Below are 15098 nucleotides of genomic sequence, written 5' to 3' on the forward strand. Positions count from 1 at the left end.
ACCGGGCCCGAACGATCATCGGGCCGGGCCTGAGATGACGGGAGTGAGCATGCACGACGTCGCCAGCCCGGCCGCGGGAACGCTGCCGCTGCGGGGCATCCGCGTGGTCGACATGTCCACGTCCTACGCCGGTCCGACCGCCACCATGTACCTGGCCGAACTCGGCGCGGACGTGATCAAGGTCGAGCGACCGCACGGCGACGACGCGCGGGGCTGGGGGCCGCCGTTCGTCGGGTCCGATTCGGCCTGGTTCGCCTCGGCCAACCGCAACAAGCGGTCGATCGTGCTCGACCTGCGCACCGACGACGGGCGGGCCGCCCTCGACCGACTCGTCGGCACCGCCCAGGTGTTCGTGGAGAACCTCAACCCGGGCAAGCTCGCCCAGCTCGGCATCGACCCACCGACGCTGCGGGCGCGGCATCCCCAGCTCGTCTACTGTGCACTCTCCGGTTTCGGCCTGACCGGGCCGGACACCCACCTGCCCGGGTACGACCTCATCGCGCAGGCCCGCTCCGGACTGATGAGCGTCACCGGCCCGGCCGGCGGACGGCCGCAGCGGGTCAGCACCGCCCTGTCCGACATCGTCGCCGGCCTGGTCTGCGCCCTCGCCACGGTGGCGGCGCTGCGCCGGGTGGAGCGGGGCGGCCCCGGCGAGCTGATCGACGTGTCGCTGCTCGACACCGACCTGGCTCTGATGGCCCCCCGAATCGCCAGCTACCTGGCCGGTGAGCCCGAGCCCGCCCCGTCCGGCGGGACCGACTCGGTGATCGCCATCTACCAGCCGTTCGACACGGCCGACCGGCCCTTGGTGGTCGCCGTCGGCAGCGACGCGATCTGGCACCGGCTCTGCGCGGTGACCGGCCTGGCCGAGCTGGCCGCCGACCCGGCGCTGGCCGACAACGCCGGACGCCGGGCGCACCGCGACCGGATCATCGACCGGCTCGGTCGTACCCTGCGGACCCGGCCGGCCGCCGAGTGGCTGGCCGAGTTCGCGGCGGCCGGGATTCCGGGCGCCACGATCGCGTACCTCTCCGATGTCGTCGCCGATCCGCAGGTCCTGGCCCGGGAGGCCATCGTGACGCTGCCGGGCGACGGCCCGCCGGCCCACGCCGTCGCGGCGCCCTGGCGCTACGCCGATACCACCCCACCGCGCGGTCCGGCACCGGGGCTCGGTGCGCACACCGCGGAGATACTCCGCGAGCTCGGCCTCGACGAAGCTGCGGTCGCCCGCCTGGCCCGTCCCGGCGCAGCGCCGAGCCAGGCGCCCGGCGCCGCGACCGCCAGTCCGTCGCCCGGCGGAGCGACCGGCGCCACGGCCGTTGGCGCAACCGGGCTCACCGCCGGTGGCGCGACCGGCGGCGAATTGACCACCGTCCGGGCGGAGTCGTCGTGACCGGCGGTCCGCTGCTGCTGGAGCGCCGCGAGGCGACCCTGCTGCTCACCCTGAACCGGCCGGACCGGCACAACGCCCTCAACGCGGCGCTGCTCACCGCGCTCGACGCCGCCGTCGACACCGCCGTCGCGGATCGCGGCGTCCGGGCGGTCGTCATCACCGGTGCGGGCGGCCGCAGCTTCTGTGCCGGCGCCGACCTCGACGAGCTGACCGAGGCCGGCGACGCGGCCACCGTGGTCGACGTCCTCGCCGTCGGGCAGCGCGTCTTCTCCCGCCTCTGCACGGCGCCGGTGCCGGTCATCGCCGCCGTCAACGGCCTGGCACTGGGTGGCGGATTCGAGCTGGCGCTCGCCACCACCTTCATCATCGGGTCCGAGCGGGCGTCCTTCGCGCTGCCCGAGACCGGACTCGGGCTGCTCCCCGGCTACGGCGGAACCCAACGCCTGCCCCGGCTCGTCGGCCGGCAACTGGCCAGCTATCTCGTCACCACCGGCACCCGGTGGGACGCCCCGACCGCGCACGCCCGGGGACTGCTCGCCGAACCGCCGCTGCCGCCGGACCGGCTGCTCGACCGGGCGCTGGAGCTGGCCGGGGCGATCGCCGCCCGCGGCCCACGGGCCACCCGGCTCGCCCTGGGGCTGCTGGCCCACGCCGACGGCATCGAGAGCGGCCTGGCCCGGGAGACCGCCACCGCGGCGCTCACCACCGCCGGGTCGGAGGCCCGGGAGGGGATCGCCGCGTTCCGGCAGCGGCGACCGGCGGTGTTCGAGTGAGCCACACCGACGAGGTCACCACCGATGCCTTCCTGGACGGCCGGGCCCGGCAGCTGCGCAACCGGCTGCGGGCCACCCTGGCCGCGAGCGTGGCGCCCGGGGTGGAGCACCGCGACCGCACCGGCGAGTTCGCCGGGCCGGCGTACCAGGCGCTGGCCCGGGAGGGGCTCGCCGGGGTGCTCTTCCCGGCCGAGCTGGGCGGCACCGGACACGGCACGGTCGGGTACGCGATGGCGGTCGAGGAGATCACCGCGGTCTGCCCCGCCACCTCGCTGATCTACATGACGCAGACCCACGCGGCCTACCCGATCCTGGTCGCCGGCACACCCGCCCAACAGGCCGCGTACATCCCGGACCTCTGCGCCGGCACGGCCTACGGTTCGCTGGCGGTCACCGAACCCGACGCCGGCAGCGACGTGTCCGCGCTGCGGACCACCGCGAAGCCCGACGGTGACGGCTATCTGATCGACGGCGCCAAGACCTTCATCACCAACGGCGACGTCGCCGACGTCATCGTGCTCTTCGCCACCGTCGACCCGGCCGCCGGCCGGGCCGGTGTCACCGCGTTTCTCGTCCCCGGCGACGCCGAGGGCCTGTCCCGGGGTCGGCCGTTCGAGAAGATGGGGATGCACGGATCGTCCACCGTGGAGCTTTTCCTCGACCGGGTCCGGGTGCCGGCCACCGCGCGGCTCGGCCCGGAGGGGGGCGGCTGGCCGGTGACGATGCGCTCGGTGACGAAGTCACGGATCAGCGCGGCGGCGCAGGGGGTCGGCATCGCCACCGCCGCGTACGCCGCGGTGGCCGGCCGGTTCCGCGCGGCCGGCCCGATCCCGCCGGAGCTCGGGTTCCGGCTGGCCGGGCTCCGCAGCCGGGTGCTCGCCGGGCGGGCGCTGCTCTACGCCACGGCGGCGGCCGTCGACCGGGACGAACGCGATTCGGTGGCCGCTGTGTCGGCCGCCAAGCTGTTCTGCACGGACCTCGGGGTCCAGGTCGCGGACGAGGCGTGCGCGCTGCTCGGCGCCGACGGTGACCGCGCCGACCTCGGGGTGGAGCGGTTGCTGCGGGACGCCAAGGTGACCCAGATCTACGACGGGACGAACGAGATCCAGCGGCTGATCATCGCCCGCGACACCGCCGGGCGGCTGACATGACCGATCCACTCGCCACCGCACCGGAACTCGCCGACCTCGGGGCGGTCGCGACCGCCTTCGCGCAGGACCGGCTCGGCGCCGCGCGCGGCAGCCTGGAGCAGGCGGGCGTGGTCGGCCCGGAGATGGTCGACGCGCTCGGGCGGGCCGGTCTGCTCGATGTCGGCATCGCCGAGGAGCACGGCGGGCAGGGCGGCGGGCTACCCGCCGCCCTGGTGGTGGTCGAGCGGCTCGCCCGGGTCTGCCCCACCGCGGCGATGGTGGTCGTCCACACCCACGCGGCGGCGCGGATCGGCCAGACCGCCGAGCCGCCGCGGTCGCTCGCGTTCGGCTCGGCGGCGCCGGATGGCGGCGCGGCGGTGACCCGGGTCGACCTCGGTCTGCCGGTCGAGGCGGTTCACATCTGGGACGGCGGAAACCGGGCGGCCCTGGTGGCCCGGGACGCCATCGTCGTCACCGAAGCACCGGGCCGCACCGGGCTGCCCGGGCTCGGCGCCGCGACGGCGTCGGTCGCCGGCCCGGTCGACTGGCGGCCGGCGGCCGGGGAGGTCGGACGCTGGTGGCGCTGGGGGATCGCCGCGGCGGCGCTGGGCGCGGCGGCCGGAGCGGCGGCACACGCCCGCTCGTACGGCGCACAGCGGCACCAGTTCGGTGGACCGCTGACGGCGCTGCCGGCGTACGCCGCCCGCCTGGACGCGCTGGCCGCGTCACTGGCGACGATGGCCCGGGTGGTCGCCGACCCGGACGCGCCGGAGCTGGCCCGGCGACGGGTCCTGGACGACGCCGTCGCCGTCACCCTGGCCGCCGTGCAGCTCTACGGCGGCTACGGCTACCTGCGCGAGTACGGCGTCGAAGGGTTGGCCCGCGACGCGATCTCGCTGCGCGCCGCGGGCTTGACCGGCTGATCCGCGGCTCCAACCACTGCCGCGCCCCCGCGACTCCCGCAGCGTCCGTGGCTGCGGGGGGGCGCGGGTCAGCGGTTGGCGCCGGTGCCCAGTAGGCGCTGCACCCCGAACGACCGCTCGATCGCGATGATCGCCACCAGGGAGAAGAACGTCATCACCATGGCGGCCGCCGGGGCCAGCGGTGAGATCTCCTCGATCGCGAACGAGTAGATCTCCACCGGTAGCGAGGAGTAGCGGGGACCGACCATGAACAGGGAGACCGCGACGTTGTCGAAGGAGACCACGAACGCCATCACCGCCGCCGCGAAGAACCCGGCCTTGACCTGCGGCAGGGTGATGGTCAGCAGGGTCCGCCACCGGCCGGCGCCGAGGTCGTAGGCGGCGTACTCCTGGTTGCGGTCGAAGCCGGTGAGCGCGGCCGAGATGGTCGCGATGGCGAACGGCAATGTGATCACCACGTGGGCGACGAGCATCCGCCGCAGCCCGCTGCCCCAGTCGAGCACGCTCGACGTGTAGATCAGCAACGCCAGCGCGATCATCACGTGCGGCACGAAGAGCGGTGCCACCAGGAGCAGGTTGAGCGCGTTGCGCAGCCGGAAGGCGTAGCGCACGATCGCCAGCGACGCCAGCGAGGCCACCGCGAGGGTGACCACGCTGGTGATGACCGCGAGCAGCAGGCTGTCGACGAACGCGTCGAGGAAGGCCGGGCTGTCGAAGAAGGCCGTGTACCAGCGCAGCGAGAAGCCGCCCTCCTCCCAGGGGTAGGAGAGGAACGGGCTGCCGGTGAAGGACATCAGCAGCATCACGACGAACGGGGCGAGGATGAACACCACCACCGCCGCGGTCCAGGCGATGCCGAATCCGCGGGGCACCAGGTTGGTGGACCGGTCCTGCTCACTCATCCGACAACCCCCGCAGTGCCCGCCGCCGCAGCAGGCCGGAGAAGATCACGATTGCCACCGTCACGATCAGGAACAGGATGGTGGCGATGCCGGCCGCCCGGTCCCACTGCAGATACACCAGCGCCTGCTTGTAGATCTCGCTGCCCATCACCGGCTGGCTGCTACCGCCGAGCATGTTGGCGATCGCGTACTCGCTGCAGGCGAGCGAGAAGACGATGACGCAGCCGCCGATGACGCCGGGAATCGTCACCGGGAAGACGATCTCCCGGATCACCCGGAGCCGGCCGGCGCCGAGGTTCATGGCGGCCTCGATCTCACTCTCCCGGATCCGCGACATCGCCGACAGCAGGGCGAGGAACATGAACCCGAAGAAGACGTGGATGGCTCCGATGACGATGGCGCTCTCCCGGTAGAGCAGCGTCAGTGGACCGATCCCGACCGCGCCGAGGGTCTCGTTCACGATCCCGTCGTCGTAGAGGAGCAGCACCCAACCGAGCATCCGGACCACCGAGCTGGTCAACAGCGGCGACAGCACGACGAGGATGACCATCGACCGGAAGGCCGGCGAGATCTGTCGCACCCACAGGGCCAGCGGGTAGGCCAGTACGAGGCAGCCGACGGTCGTCCAGAACCCGATCCGCAGGGTACGGAAGAGCACCGCCCGCCCGTAGTCGTCCTCGAACACGCTCGCCCAGTGGCTCCACGACCAGTCGACACCGCCGGCGTCGTTCTCCACCGTGAGCCCGAGATACATCATCCGGGCCACCGGCACGAGAAAGAAGACGATCATGAAGATCAGGCCGGGCAACCCCAGGAGGTACGGCTCCAGCCGGCTCAACGATCTGCCCGGTCGCGGCGGCGGCACTCCGTCCGGGGTGACCGCCGGCAGCCCCGGCGCCTGGGACGGGGCGCTCAAGGCAGGTCCCCGGCCGGCAGACAGATCACGTCCGCCGGCCGCCAGGACAGCCAGACCGACTCGCCGACCGCCACCTCCGGCGTGTCGGCCACCGTCGCGTCGATCTGCAACTCGACCCCTGCCGCGTCCGCGATGATCTGTATCGACGCGCCGAGATAACCGGTGAACAGGACCCGCGCCTCGACCGCGACGCCGGCGCCGGGCTCAGCTCCGGCGGTGGGCTCGCGTCCGGTCGCGGGCTTACGTCCGGGCGCGGGCTTCGTGGTGGAGACGCCGATGACGTGCGGCGGGAGCGCGACGATCGCGCCGTCGCCGACCGCCGGCCGGTCCGCGCCGGGGGGCAGCTCGGCCCGGACCGGCAGGCCACCGGTCGTGGCCACCCGGACCGTACCGTCGTCGACCTCGTCGACCCGGCCGTCGAGCAGGTTGAGGTGGCCGACGAAGTCGGCGACGAACGGGGTGGCCGGTCGTCGGAACACCTCACGGGGGGTGCCGAACTGCTCGATCCGGCCGCCGTTCATCAGGGCCACCCGGTCACCGAGAAAGAACGCCTCGTGCAGGTCGTGGGTAACGAAGACCGATGTGGTGCCGGAGTCGTCGTGCATCCGGCGCAGCTCGACCCGCATCTGCTTGCGCAGCTTGGCGTCGAGGTTGCTCAGCGGCTCGTCCAGCAGCAGGATGTCGGGGTTCACGACAAGCGCCCGGGCGACCGCCACCCGCTGCTTCATCCCGCCGGAGAGCTGGTTCGGGTACTTGTCGTGGGTGCCCGGCAGCTTCACCAGATCGAGCACCCGCTCGACCCGCTCCGCGATCTCGCGCCGGCCCACCTTGCGCATCCGCAGGCCGAAGGCGACGTTCTGCCCGACCGTCAGGTGCGGGAAGAGCGCGTAGTCCTGGAATACCATGGCCGTCGGCCGGACCCGGCTGGGCAGCTGGTCGATCCGCTTGCCCGCGACGTGGATGGTGCCCGAGTCCGCCTGGGCGAACCCGGCCAGCATCCGCAGCGTCGTGGTCTTCCCGCAGCCCGACGGCCCGAGGAAGGCGACGAACTCGCCTTTGTTCACGGCGAGCGAGAGGCCGTCCACCGCCGTGTGCTCCTTGAACCGCTTGACCAGTCGGTCGAGCACCAGGAAGTCACCGGCCATCTCAGAACATCCCCTGTCCGCCGTCGACCGGCAGCTCCACCCCGGTGACGTGGCCGGCCGCCGGGGAGAGCAGGTAGCGGACCGCGCCGAGCACGTCCTGCGCGTTGGCCAGCCGGCCCAGCGGCACGCCGAGCCGGTGCCGGGCCAGGTCGCCGCCGACCAGCGCCGCCATGGTGGTGTGCCCCTTGGCGATGTTCTCCCAGACCACGCCGCCCTCGGCCGAGCCCGGGGACACCGTGTTGACGGTGACCCGGGCCGGCGCGAGTTCCACCGCGAGCATCCGGGTGAGCATGGTGACCGCGGTCTTGGAGACGCAGTACGAGGAGCGGCCGGGCCGCGGCACCTTGCCGCTGATCGTGCCCATGTTGATCAGCCGGCCGGGCACCTCCTCGGCGACCATCCGCGCGCCCACCGCCTGGGCGACGTGGAAGGCGCCGGTGAGGTTGACGTCGAGCACGTCGGTCCAGTCGGCCGCCGACATCTCCAGGATGGGTGCGACCCGGATGACGCCGGCGTTGTTGACCAGTCCGTGCAGGGCACCGGCCGGACCCATCCGGGCGACCGCGTCCCGCACGGCCGCCCGGTCCCGCACGTCGACGACGAACGGCCGCAGCCCGTCCGCCTCGGCGCAGAGCGCGTCCAGCGCGGGCTTGTCGATGTCGAGAGCGGCCACCGTCCACCCGTCGGCCACCAGGCCCAGGGCGATCTCCCGACCGAGTCCGTTCGCGGCTCCGGTCACCAGACACCAGCGTCCATCCATGGTTACTTGCCCGCCACCTCACGGTCGAAAATGGATGACCAGGCGGGCCGCTCGCTCGTCACGACCGCGTAGTCGGGGGTGTAGAGCTCGTTCACCACTTCCGGCCCCGGCACCCCGAGGTCCAGCAGCCGCTGGTCGAGCTGCACGTTGCGGTTGAGCGGGGAGTAGAAGGCCCGCTCCGAGAGCTGCCGCTGCACGTCGGGGGTGAGCAGCCAGTTCACGAACTGTTGCGACAGCTCGGCGTTGGGTGCGTCCTTGATCGGCACGACGGTCGTCAGGACGCCGACCGAGCCGGGCTCCGGCACGACGAACTCCAGCGGCAGCCCGTCGTTCTTCGCCCGCAGGATGGCTGTGCTCGGCTGGATGCCGTGCGAGTAGGCGCCGCTCTGGATCTTGGCATCCACCGCGCCGACCGACGCCTCGAAGGTCTGCACGCACGAGCTGATCGACTTGAGCTTCTCCAACCCGGCCTTGACCGCCGCGTCGGTGTTGGCACCGTCGCGCGACATACCACCGAGCATCATCACCGCCTTCAGGGTGGAGCTGCCCGAGAGGCTGGCCATCCCGATGCCCTCGCACAGCTCCGGCTTGAGCAGGTCGTCCCAGGCCGCTGGCGGCGTGACGCCCCGCTCCGACAGGGCCTCAGTGTTGTAGAAGATGCCGGTGATTGCCGCGCCCCACGCGACGCCGTCGCCGTTGGGGGTGCGGGCCGCGTCGAACATGTTCGGCAGTTCGGTGACGATCGACTCGTCGACCTTGGCCAGCATTCCCTGGCTGCTCGCGGTGTAGGCGCTCAGGTCGTCGAGGATGGCGTTGTCGTACTCGGGATTGGCCTTGGTGGCCGCCATCCGGGCCAGGTTCTCCGCCGAGGCGCCGGTGACCCAGTTGATCTCAACGTTGTACTGCTGCTCGAACGGCTCGAAGACCTCCTGGATCAGGTCACCGGTGGTGCCGGTGAGGCTGAGGACGTTCAACGTACGCCGCTCGCCGTCGGACCCGGTGCCGGCGGAATCGTCGTCGCCGCAGCCGGCGAGGGCGACGGCGGACGCGCAGAGGACCGCGACGGCGATCCGGAAGGTGTGCGGTCTGCTTCTCATGGGACGGAATCCCTTCTGTCAGGAACGCACCGTCCAGGCCGCCGTGCCGGCGAGTCGGAACAGTGCGAGGTCGACATCGAGGACCTGCGGCCAGATCTGCCGGGTACGCCTGGTGCGAAGCGCGTCCCGCCACTGCGGCGAGGTCACCGTGTCGGGCGAATCCAGGTGATAGGTAGCGAGATACCGGTGCAGCCGGTCGTCGCTGTTGAGCGCCCGGAAGCGGCGTGCCGCCCGGACCCCGGGCACCGCGGCCAATGCCGGTAGGTGCTCCTCGTCGTACCAGTTGTTGAACTCGTCCTCGACCTCGGGGGCGACGTTCATCCGGGCGAGGTAGAGGTATTCGGGGCCGGCGGGAGCCAGGGACTCGCCCGGGCTCAGCTGCCGGCACTGGTAGCGCAGCGACGGGCGCCGCTGCGCGTCCCGCAGCCGGTGGATGCGGTCGCGCCACGGGCTGGACCCGGTGGAGACCAGCCGCCGGTAGTCCTCGGTGTCGAGCGCGTCGACGGAGTCCAGGTCGTAGAGGGCGACCGACCGGGCCGCGCCGCCGACGGCCAGGTAGCGGGCGCCGCTGAGCCAGCCGGGCAGGGCCCGCCGCTCCGGCAGGTGCTCGCTGTCGTACCAGTCGGCGAACTCGTCCGCCGGCGCCCCGTCGAAGTCCATCACCACGATCAGGGCGTCCATCACGCCGCCGCCCGCTCGAAGCCGGCAACCACGTCCGCCAGCCCGGCCGGGGAGAGCGCGGGCAGTCCACCGTAGATCGAGACCCGGTCGAGCCGGTCCCCCCACCGCTGCCGCACCTCGGCCGCGATGGCGGCCGGTTTGCCGCTGACCGCCAACCGGTCGAGCACGTCGTCGTCGAGCAGGGCGCCCATCTGGTCCCACTCCCCGCGGGCGGCCAGGCCGTGCAGGGCGGGCTGCAGGTCGCCGTACCCGATCGAGGCCAGCACCGGCTGGTAGCTCGGGGTGGAGGCGTAGAACGCCAGCCGGGACCGGGCCGTCTCGCGGGCGGCGGCCAACTGCTCGTCGGTCTCACCGACCGCGATGAAGAGGGTGGCGTAGACCTGGATGTCGGCCCGGGTACGGCCGCCGCGCCGCAGCCCTTCGGTGAGCGCGGGCGCGGTCAGCTGGTCGAAGTACTCCACAGTGGTGAAGGGGTGGACCACGAGCTGGTCGCCGATCTCCCCGGCCAGCCGGGTCATCAGCGGCCCGACCCCGGCGATGCCGACCGGGATGCGATGGTCGTGTGGTTTCGGCGCGAAGACCGGCGACATCAGGGTGTGCCGGTAGAACTCGCCCTCGTACGCCAGCTTCTCCCCGGTCCGCCACGCGGCCCAGATCGCCCGCAACGCACCGACGTAGTCCCGCATCCGCGGCACCGGCGCGCTCCACGGCATCGCGAACCGGCGCTCGATGTGCGCCTTCACCTGGCTGCCGAGTCCGAGGGTGAAGCGTCCGTCGGAGGCCGCCGCCAGGTCCCAGGCCGGGTACGCGGTCGCCATCGGGGTCCGGGCGAAGGCGACCGCGATCGCGGTGCCGATCCCCGGCGCGCCGTGGTGCAGGGCCTGGTGGGCCAGGAGGAACGGATCACTCGTCGTCTCGGTGGTCCAGACCCGGCCGAACCCGTGCCGGGCGGCCGCCTGACCGGCCGCCGCCGCCTCGGCCAGTCCACCCTCGGTGAGCGCCAGGTCGATCCTCATCGTGCCGTCCCTCCGTCCACAGTGGTGATCGGGAGCAGACCCTCGGCGTACCGGCGACGCAGCTCCACCTTGTCGAACTTGCCGACGCTGGTCCGCGGCACCGCCGCCACGGCCGACCACCGTTCGGGCACCCACCAGCGCGGCACCCGGTCGGCCAGCCAGGCCCGCAGCACCGCCGGCTCGACCTCGGCGCCGCCGGCCGGCACCACGACGGCGAGCGGGCGTTCCTGCCAGCGCGGGTCGGGCACCCCGATCACCACAGCCTCGGCGAGACCGGGGTGCGCGGCCAGCTGGTTCTCCAGCTCGACCGACGAGATCCACTCGCCGCCGGACTTGATGACGTCCTTGGCCCGGTCGGTGAGGCGCAGGTGGCCGCCGGGGTCGAGGGTGCCGACGTCGCCGGTGCGCAGCCAGCCGCCGTCGAAGGCCGCCGGGTCGGCGTCGCCGTGGTAGCTCGCGGTGACCCACGGGCCGCGCACCTGCAGCTCACCGACCGCCGCGCCGTCCCGGGGCACGCACGCGCCACCGTCGTCGACGAGCCGCCCTTCCACCCCGAAGAGCAGCCGACCCTGACTGAGCGGTTCGGTGTGGGCCACCGCACCCAGGGGCGAGACCTCGGTCATCCCCCACGCCTGCACGAGCGGCACCCCGACCTCGTCGCGGTACGCGTCGAGCAGCCACGCCGGCACCGCCGAACCGCCGCAGAGCACCAGCCGCAGCGACGACAGGTCGGCCGGCCGGGCCCGCACCTGGTGCAGGACGTCGGTCCAGAGAGTCGGCACCCCACCGGTGACGGTGACCCGCTCCCGCTCGATCAGCCCGACCACCCGCTCCGGGCTCAGGTCACGGTCGGGCAGCACCAGGCTGGTGCCGGCCATCAGGGCGGCGTACGGCCAACCCCACGCGTTGGCGTGGAACATCGGCACCAGCACCAGCGCCCGGTCCCGGGCACTCATCCCGACCGCGTTGCCGGAGCAGACCGACATCGAGTGCAGCACCGTCGACCGGTGGCTGTAGACCACGCCCTTCGGCGCTCCGGTGGTGCCGCTCGTGTAGCACATCGCGGCGGCGGACCGCTCGTCGAGAGCCGGCCAGCGCGGCTGGTCGTCGGCGCCGGCCAACACCTCCTCGTACCGCAGCACCCGCCTGCCGTGGCCGTCGAGCGCACCACCGTCGCCGGCCCCGGTGACCAGCACCGTGTGCACGGTGTCCAGTCGGGGCAGCAACCGGGCGAACGACTCCACCAGGTTCTCCCCGACGACCACCACCCCGTCACCGGCGTGCCCGGCGACATAGGCGTTCTGCGGCACCGACAGCCGGACGTTCAGGGTGTGCAGGACGGCCCCCATCGCCGGCACCGCCGCGTACGCCTCCAGGTGTTCCTGGTTGTTCCACAGGTAGGTCGCCACCCGGTCCCCGGCGCCGACGCCGAGGGCACGCAGCCCGTTCGCCAGCCGGGCGATCCGCGGCTGCAGCGCCGCGAAGCTCACCCGCCGGTCGGTCTCCCCGGCCGTGACCACCTCGGCGGCGGCGTGCACCGCGAAGGCGTGCCGCAGCACCATCGGCACGGTCAGCGGGGCGTCCGGCATCGTGGTCGCGGTCACCGTCGGCTCCCCATCGCCCGGCTACCGGTTCAGCCGGTTCGGGTCGGGGGTCTCCTTCGCCCGGAACGAGCGGGCCATCTCGGCCGACTCCTCGGTGACCAGGTAGTGGCGCAGCAGCTGGTCGTGGGCGATCCGGGCCTGGCCGACGACGCCGGTGTTGCGGGCCGAGAACGCCGCCTTGAGACCGGCGAGCGCCTGCGGGCCGCGGCGGGTCAACGCGACCGCGACCTCGCGGGTGCGCTCCCGCAGCCGCTCGTGCGGCACCACCTCGTTGACCAGCCCCATCGCCAGCGCCTCGGCGGCGTCGTACTTCTCGTTGAGGTACCACATCTCCTTGGCCCGCTTGCGACCGATCGCGTCCTCCAGCAGCCAGGTGCCGTAGCCGGCGTCGAAGCTGCCCATGCTCGGGCCGACCTGGCGGAACACCGCCCGGTCGGAGGCGATCGTCAAATCGCTCACCACGTGCAGCACGTGGCCGCCGCCGACCGCGTACCCGTTGACCATCGCGATGACCGGCTTGGGTACCGCGTCGATCAGCTCGTACACGTCGACGATCGGCATCACCGTCGACTGGTCGAAGCCGGTGACCTTCGGCTTCTCGCCGCCGATGCAGAAGAACCGGTCCCCGGCGCCGGTGATGACCGCGACCCGGTCGTCGGCGGTGTCGCGGAACCACCGCAGGGCGTCAGCCAGCTCCCGCGCGGTCTCGAACCGGAACTGATTGGCCTGCTCGGGACGGTTGATGGTCAGCCAGACGATCCCGTCGTCGCGTTCGACCAGGATGTCCTCGTAGCGTCGCTCGGTCACCGGTCCTCCTCCGGGACGATCCCGGCGCCCGACTTCCTGCCGAGCCGGCCGGCCGCCACCAGGCGACGCAGCAACGGCGGCGGCGCGTACGCCGGGTCGGCCGTGTCGGCGTAGGCGCCGCTTGTCGCGTGCAGGTGGACGTCGAGCCCGATCACATCGAGCAGCTCCAGCGGCCCTTTGGGGTAACCGAGGCCCAACCGCACCGCGGTGTCCAGGTCCGCCGCGCTGGCCAACCCGTCGTCGTACGCCTGGATGGCCTGGTTGAGGTAGGGCATGAACACCGAGTTGACCAGGAATCCGGGCTGGTCCTTGGCGACTACCGGCTCCTTGCCCGCGGCCCGGACCCAGGCCACCAGGTCGGTCACGACGTCGGGGCTGGTGGAGGCCCCGGGGACCACCTCCACCAACGGCATCAGCGGCGCCGGGTTGAAGAAGTGCAGGCCGGCGAAGCGCCCCGGATCGCCGACCGCCGCGGCGAGGCCGGTGACCGACAACGACGAGGTGTTGGTGGTGATCACCGTCTCGGGGCGGACCGCCGCGGCCACCGTGGACAGGACCGCCCGCTTGCCGGCCAGGTCCTCGGTGGACGACTCGATGACCAGGTCGCAGTCGGCGAGCGCGGCGGCGTCGGTGGCGCCGGTCACCCGGGCCAGCAGCGCGTCGGCGGTCGCCTGGTCGGTCTTGCCGCGCGCGACGCCGCCGGCCACGAACGCCGCCAACCGGCGCCGCCCGGTCTCGATCGCGTCAGCGGAGATCTCCAGGACCACCACCTGGTGTCCGGCGGCGGCGGCCACCTGGGCGATGCCCGAACCCATGGTGCCGAACCCGATCACGCCCACCCGGGTGAAATTCCGTGCCATGCCCACTCCTTCCGCGTTCCGAAGCCCCGAATGTCGGTGTCTCACGTGCCGAACAGGCCAGCGGACTCGTACTCGTAGAACCCGTGGCCGGTCTTGCGGCCCAGCCGACCGGCGGCGATCATCCGGTCCACCAGCGGCGGCGGCGCGAACCGCGGGTCGCGCAGCTGGTGGTAGAGGCTCAGCGAGACCGCCCGGTGCAGATCCAGCCCGACGGTGTCGAGCAGGGTGAACGGACCCATCGGGTAGCCGAGGCCGAAGCGCACCGCCCGGTCGATGTCCGCCACCGTCGCCACACCCCGTTCGAGCGCCCGGATGCAGTCGTTCTCGAACGGAATCAGCAGGCGGTTGACGATGAAACCCGGGGTGTCCTTGATGACCACCGCAGTCTTGCCGAGGGCGGCGGTCAGCCGCAGCGCGGCGGCGTGCGTCTCGGCCGAGGTACGCATGCCGTCCACCACCTCGACCAGCGGCATCAACGGCGCCGGGTTGCAGAAGTGCATGCCGACCACGTTCTCCGGCCGGGCCGCCCCGGCCGCGATCGCGGTCACCGACAGCGTCGAGGTGTTCGTGACGAGCAGGACCTCGTCACCGACGGTCTTGCCGAGCGTCGCGAACAGCTCCTGCTTCGCCGCCACGTCCTCGGCGATCGCCTCGATCACCACCGCGCAGTCGGCGAGCCCGTCGAAGGTCGGCGCGGTGGTCAGCCGGTCGAGCGCCGCGGCGCGATCCTGGGCCGTGAGTTTGCCCCGGGCCACGCTCTTGTTCAGGAACGCCGCGACCGAGTCGGCACCGGCCCGCAACTGCGTCTCGGAGACGTCGGTGAGCACCGTCGGAATGCCGGCCCGGACGGCCGTGATGGCGATGCCGGTGCCCATGGTGCCGGCGCCGACCACGCCGACCGGTCCTGCGAAGTCCGCCATGCCTCTCCCTGGGTCCGGGGTGCCGTCGAGTACGGGGGTGCCGTCGAGTACGGGGGTGCCGTCGAGTATTGGACCGGCTTCCAGTGGCCGGGGACGCTCGTTCCGGTCTGCGGGACGAGCGCCGCAATCGGACCGACCGGCCAGGGTCGAATGGTCTTCGACCAGCAGATT

15 protein-coding genes are annotated in these 15098 nt (G+C 72.7%); 4 read left to right on the top strand and 11 right to left on the bottom strand.

Features of this window, described 5'->3' with window-relative positions; all coding sequences use genetic code 11:
• Positions 1-49: 49 nt before the first annotated feature.
• Genes O7627_RS34170 through O7627_RS34185 form a run of 4 tightly spaced genes read left to right on the top strand, consistent with a single transcriptional unit; the run spans position 50 to position 4219 of the window.
• Positions 50-1393, top strand: coding sequence for a CoA transferase (locus O7627_RS34170; protein ID WP_278097557.1), 1344 nt, complete (start codon positions 50-52; stop codon positions 1391-1393).
• The gene (locus O7627_RS34175; protein ID WP_278097558.1) at positions 1390-2166 is read left to right on the top strand and encodes an enoyl-CoA hydratase/isomerase family protein; all 777 of its coding nucleotides are present in this window, start codon (positions 1390-1392) and stop codon (positions 2164-2166) included. Before O7627_RS34170 ends, O7627_RS34175 begins: the two co-directional genes overlap by 4 nt.
• Positions 2163-3317 carry an acyl-CoA dehydrogenase family protein gene (locus O7627_RS34180; protein WP_278097559.1) on the top strand — a complete coding sequence of 385 codons (1155 nt, stop codon included), beginning with the start codon at positions 2163-2165 and terminating at the stop codon, positions 3315-3317. Before O7627_RS34175 ends, O7627_RS34180 begins: the two co-directional genes overlap by 4 nt.
• Positions 3314-4219, top strand: coding sequence for an acyl-CoA dehydrogenase family protein (locus O7627_RS34185; RefSeq protein ID WP_278097560.1), 906 nt, complete (start codon positions 3314-3316; stop codon positions 4217-4219). Before O7627_RS34180 ends, O7627_RS34185 begins: the two co-directional genes overlap by 4 nt.
• Positions 4220-4287: 68 nt before the next feature.
• Here the strand turns inward: O7627_RS34185 and O7627_RS34190 are convergent, their stop codons facing one another.
• From O7627_RS34190 to O7627_RS34240, 11 genes are read right to left on the bottom strand one after another with little or no spacing between them, the layout of a single operon-like run.
• Positions 4288-5121 (bottom strand): ABC transporter permease, encoded by an 834-nt coding sequence (locus O7627_RS34190; RefSeq protein WP_278097561.1) that lies wholly within the window; start codon positions 5119-5121, stop codon positions 4288-4290.
• Entirely contained in the window at positions 5114-6037 is a 924-nt protein-coding gene (locus O7627_RS34195) for an ABC transporter permease (protein WP_278097562.1), read from the bottom strand. The genes O7627_RS34190 and O7627_RS34195 overlap by 8 nt, the downstream gene beginning before the upstream one ends.
• Entirely contained in the window at positions 6034-7182 is a 1149-nt protein-coding gene (locus O7627_RS34200; RefSeq protein ID WP_278097563.1) for an ABC transporter ATP-binding protein, read from the bottom strand. The genes O7627_RS34195 and O7627_RS34200 overlap by 4 nt, the downstream gene beginning before the upstream one ends.
• A gap of 1 nt (position 7183) precedes the next feature.
• Entirely contained in the window at positions 7184-7921 is a 738-nt protein-coding gene (locus tag O7627_RS34205; protein WP_278097564.1) for an SDR family NAD(P)-dependent oxidoreductase, read from the bottom strand.
• Between the two features lie 23 nt (positions 7922-7944).
• Positions 7945-9039 carry an extracellular solute-binding protein gene (locus O7627_RS34210; RefSeq protein ID WP_278097565.1) on the bottom strand — a complete coding sequence of 365 codons (1095 nt, stop codon included), beginning with the start codon at positions 9037-9039 and terminating at the stop codon, positions 7945-7947.
• 18 nt (positions 9040-9057) lie between these two features.
• The gene (locus tag O7627_RS34215) at positions 9058-9720 is read right to left on the bottom strand and encodes a DUF4286 family protein (protein WP_278097566.1); all 663 of its coding nucleotides are present in this window, start codon (positions 9718-9720) and stop codon (positions 9058-9060) included.
• Positions 9720-10736 (bottom strand): TIGR03617 family F420-dependent LLM class oxidoreductase, encoded by a 1017-nt coding sequence (locus tag O7627_RS34220; protein WP_278097567.1) that lies wholly within the window; start codon positions 10734-10736, stop codon positions 9720-9722. Before O7627_RS34220 ends, O7627_RS34215 begins: the two co-directional genes overlap by 1 nt.
• Complete coding sequence (locus tag O7627_RS34225; protein WP_278098540.1) at positions 10733-12325, bottom strand: fatty acid--CoA ligase; 1593 nt, start codon at positions 12323-12325, stop codon at positions 10733-10735. The genes O7627_RS34220 and O7627_RS34225 overlap by 4 nt, the downstream gene beginning before the upstream one ends.
• 36 nt (positions 12326-12361) lie before the next feature.
• Positions 12362-13147, bottom strand: a complete 786-nt coding sequence (locus O7627_RS34230; RefSeq protein WP_278097568.1) for an enoyl-CoA hydratase-related protein — start codon at positions 13145-13147, stop codon at positions 12362-12364.
• On the bottom strand, positions 13144-14007 hold the full coding sequence (locus O7627_RS34235; RefSeq protein ID WP_278097569.1) for a 3-hydroxyacyl-CoA dehydrogenase family protein: 864 nt from the start codon (positions 14005-14007) through the stop codon (positions 13144-13146). Before O7627_RS34235 ends, O7627_RS34230 begins: the two co-directional genes overlap by 4 nt.
• A 41-nt stretch (positions 14008-14048) precedes the next feature.
• Complete coding sequence (locus O7627_RS34240) at positions 14049-14927, bottom strand: 3-hydroxyacyl-CoA dehydrogenase family protein (protein WP_278097570.1); 879 nt, start codon at positions 14925-14927, stop codon at positions 14049-14051.
• Positions 14928-15098: the final 171 nt, after the last annotated feature.

Source organism: Solwaraspora sp. WMMD1047 (genome assembly GCF_029626155.1).
Classification (GTDB): Bacteria; Actinomycetota; Actinomycetes; order Mycobacteriales; family Micromonosporaceae; genus WMMD1047.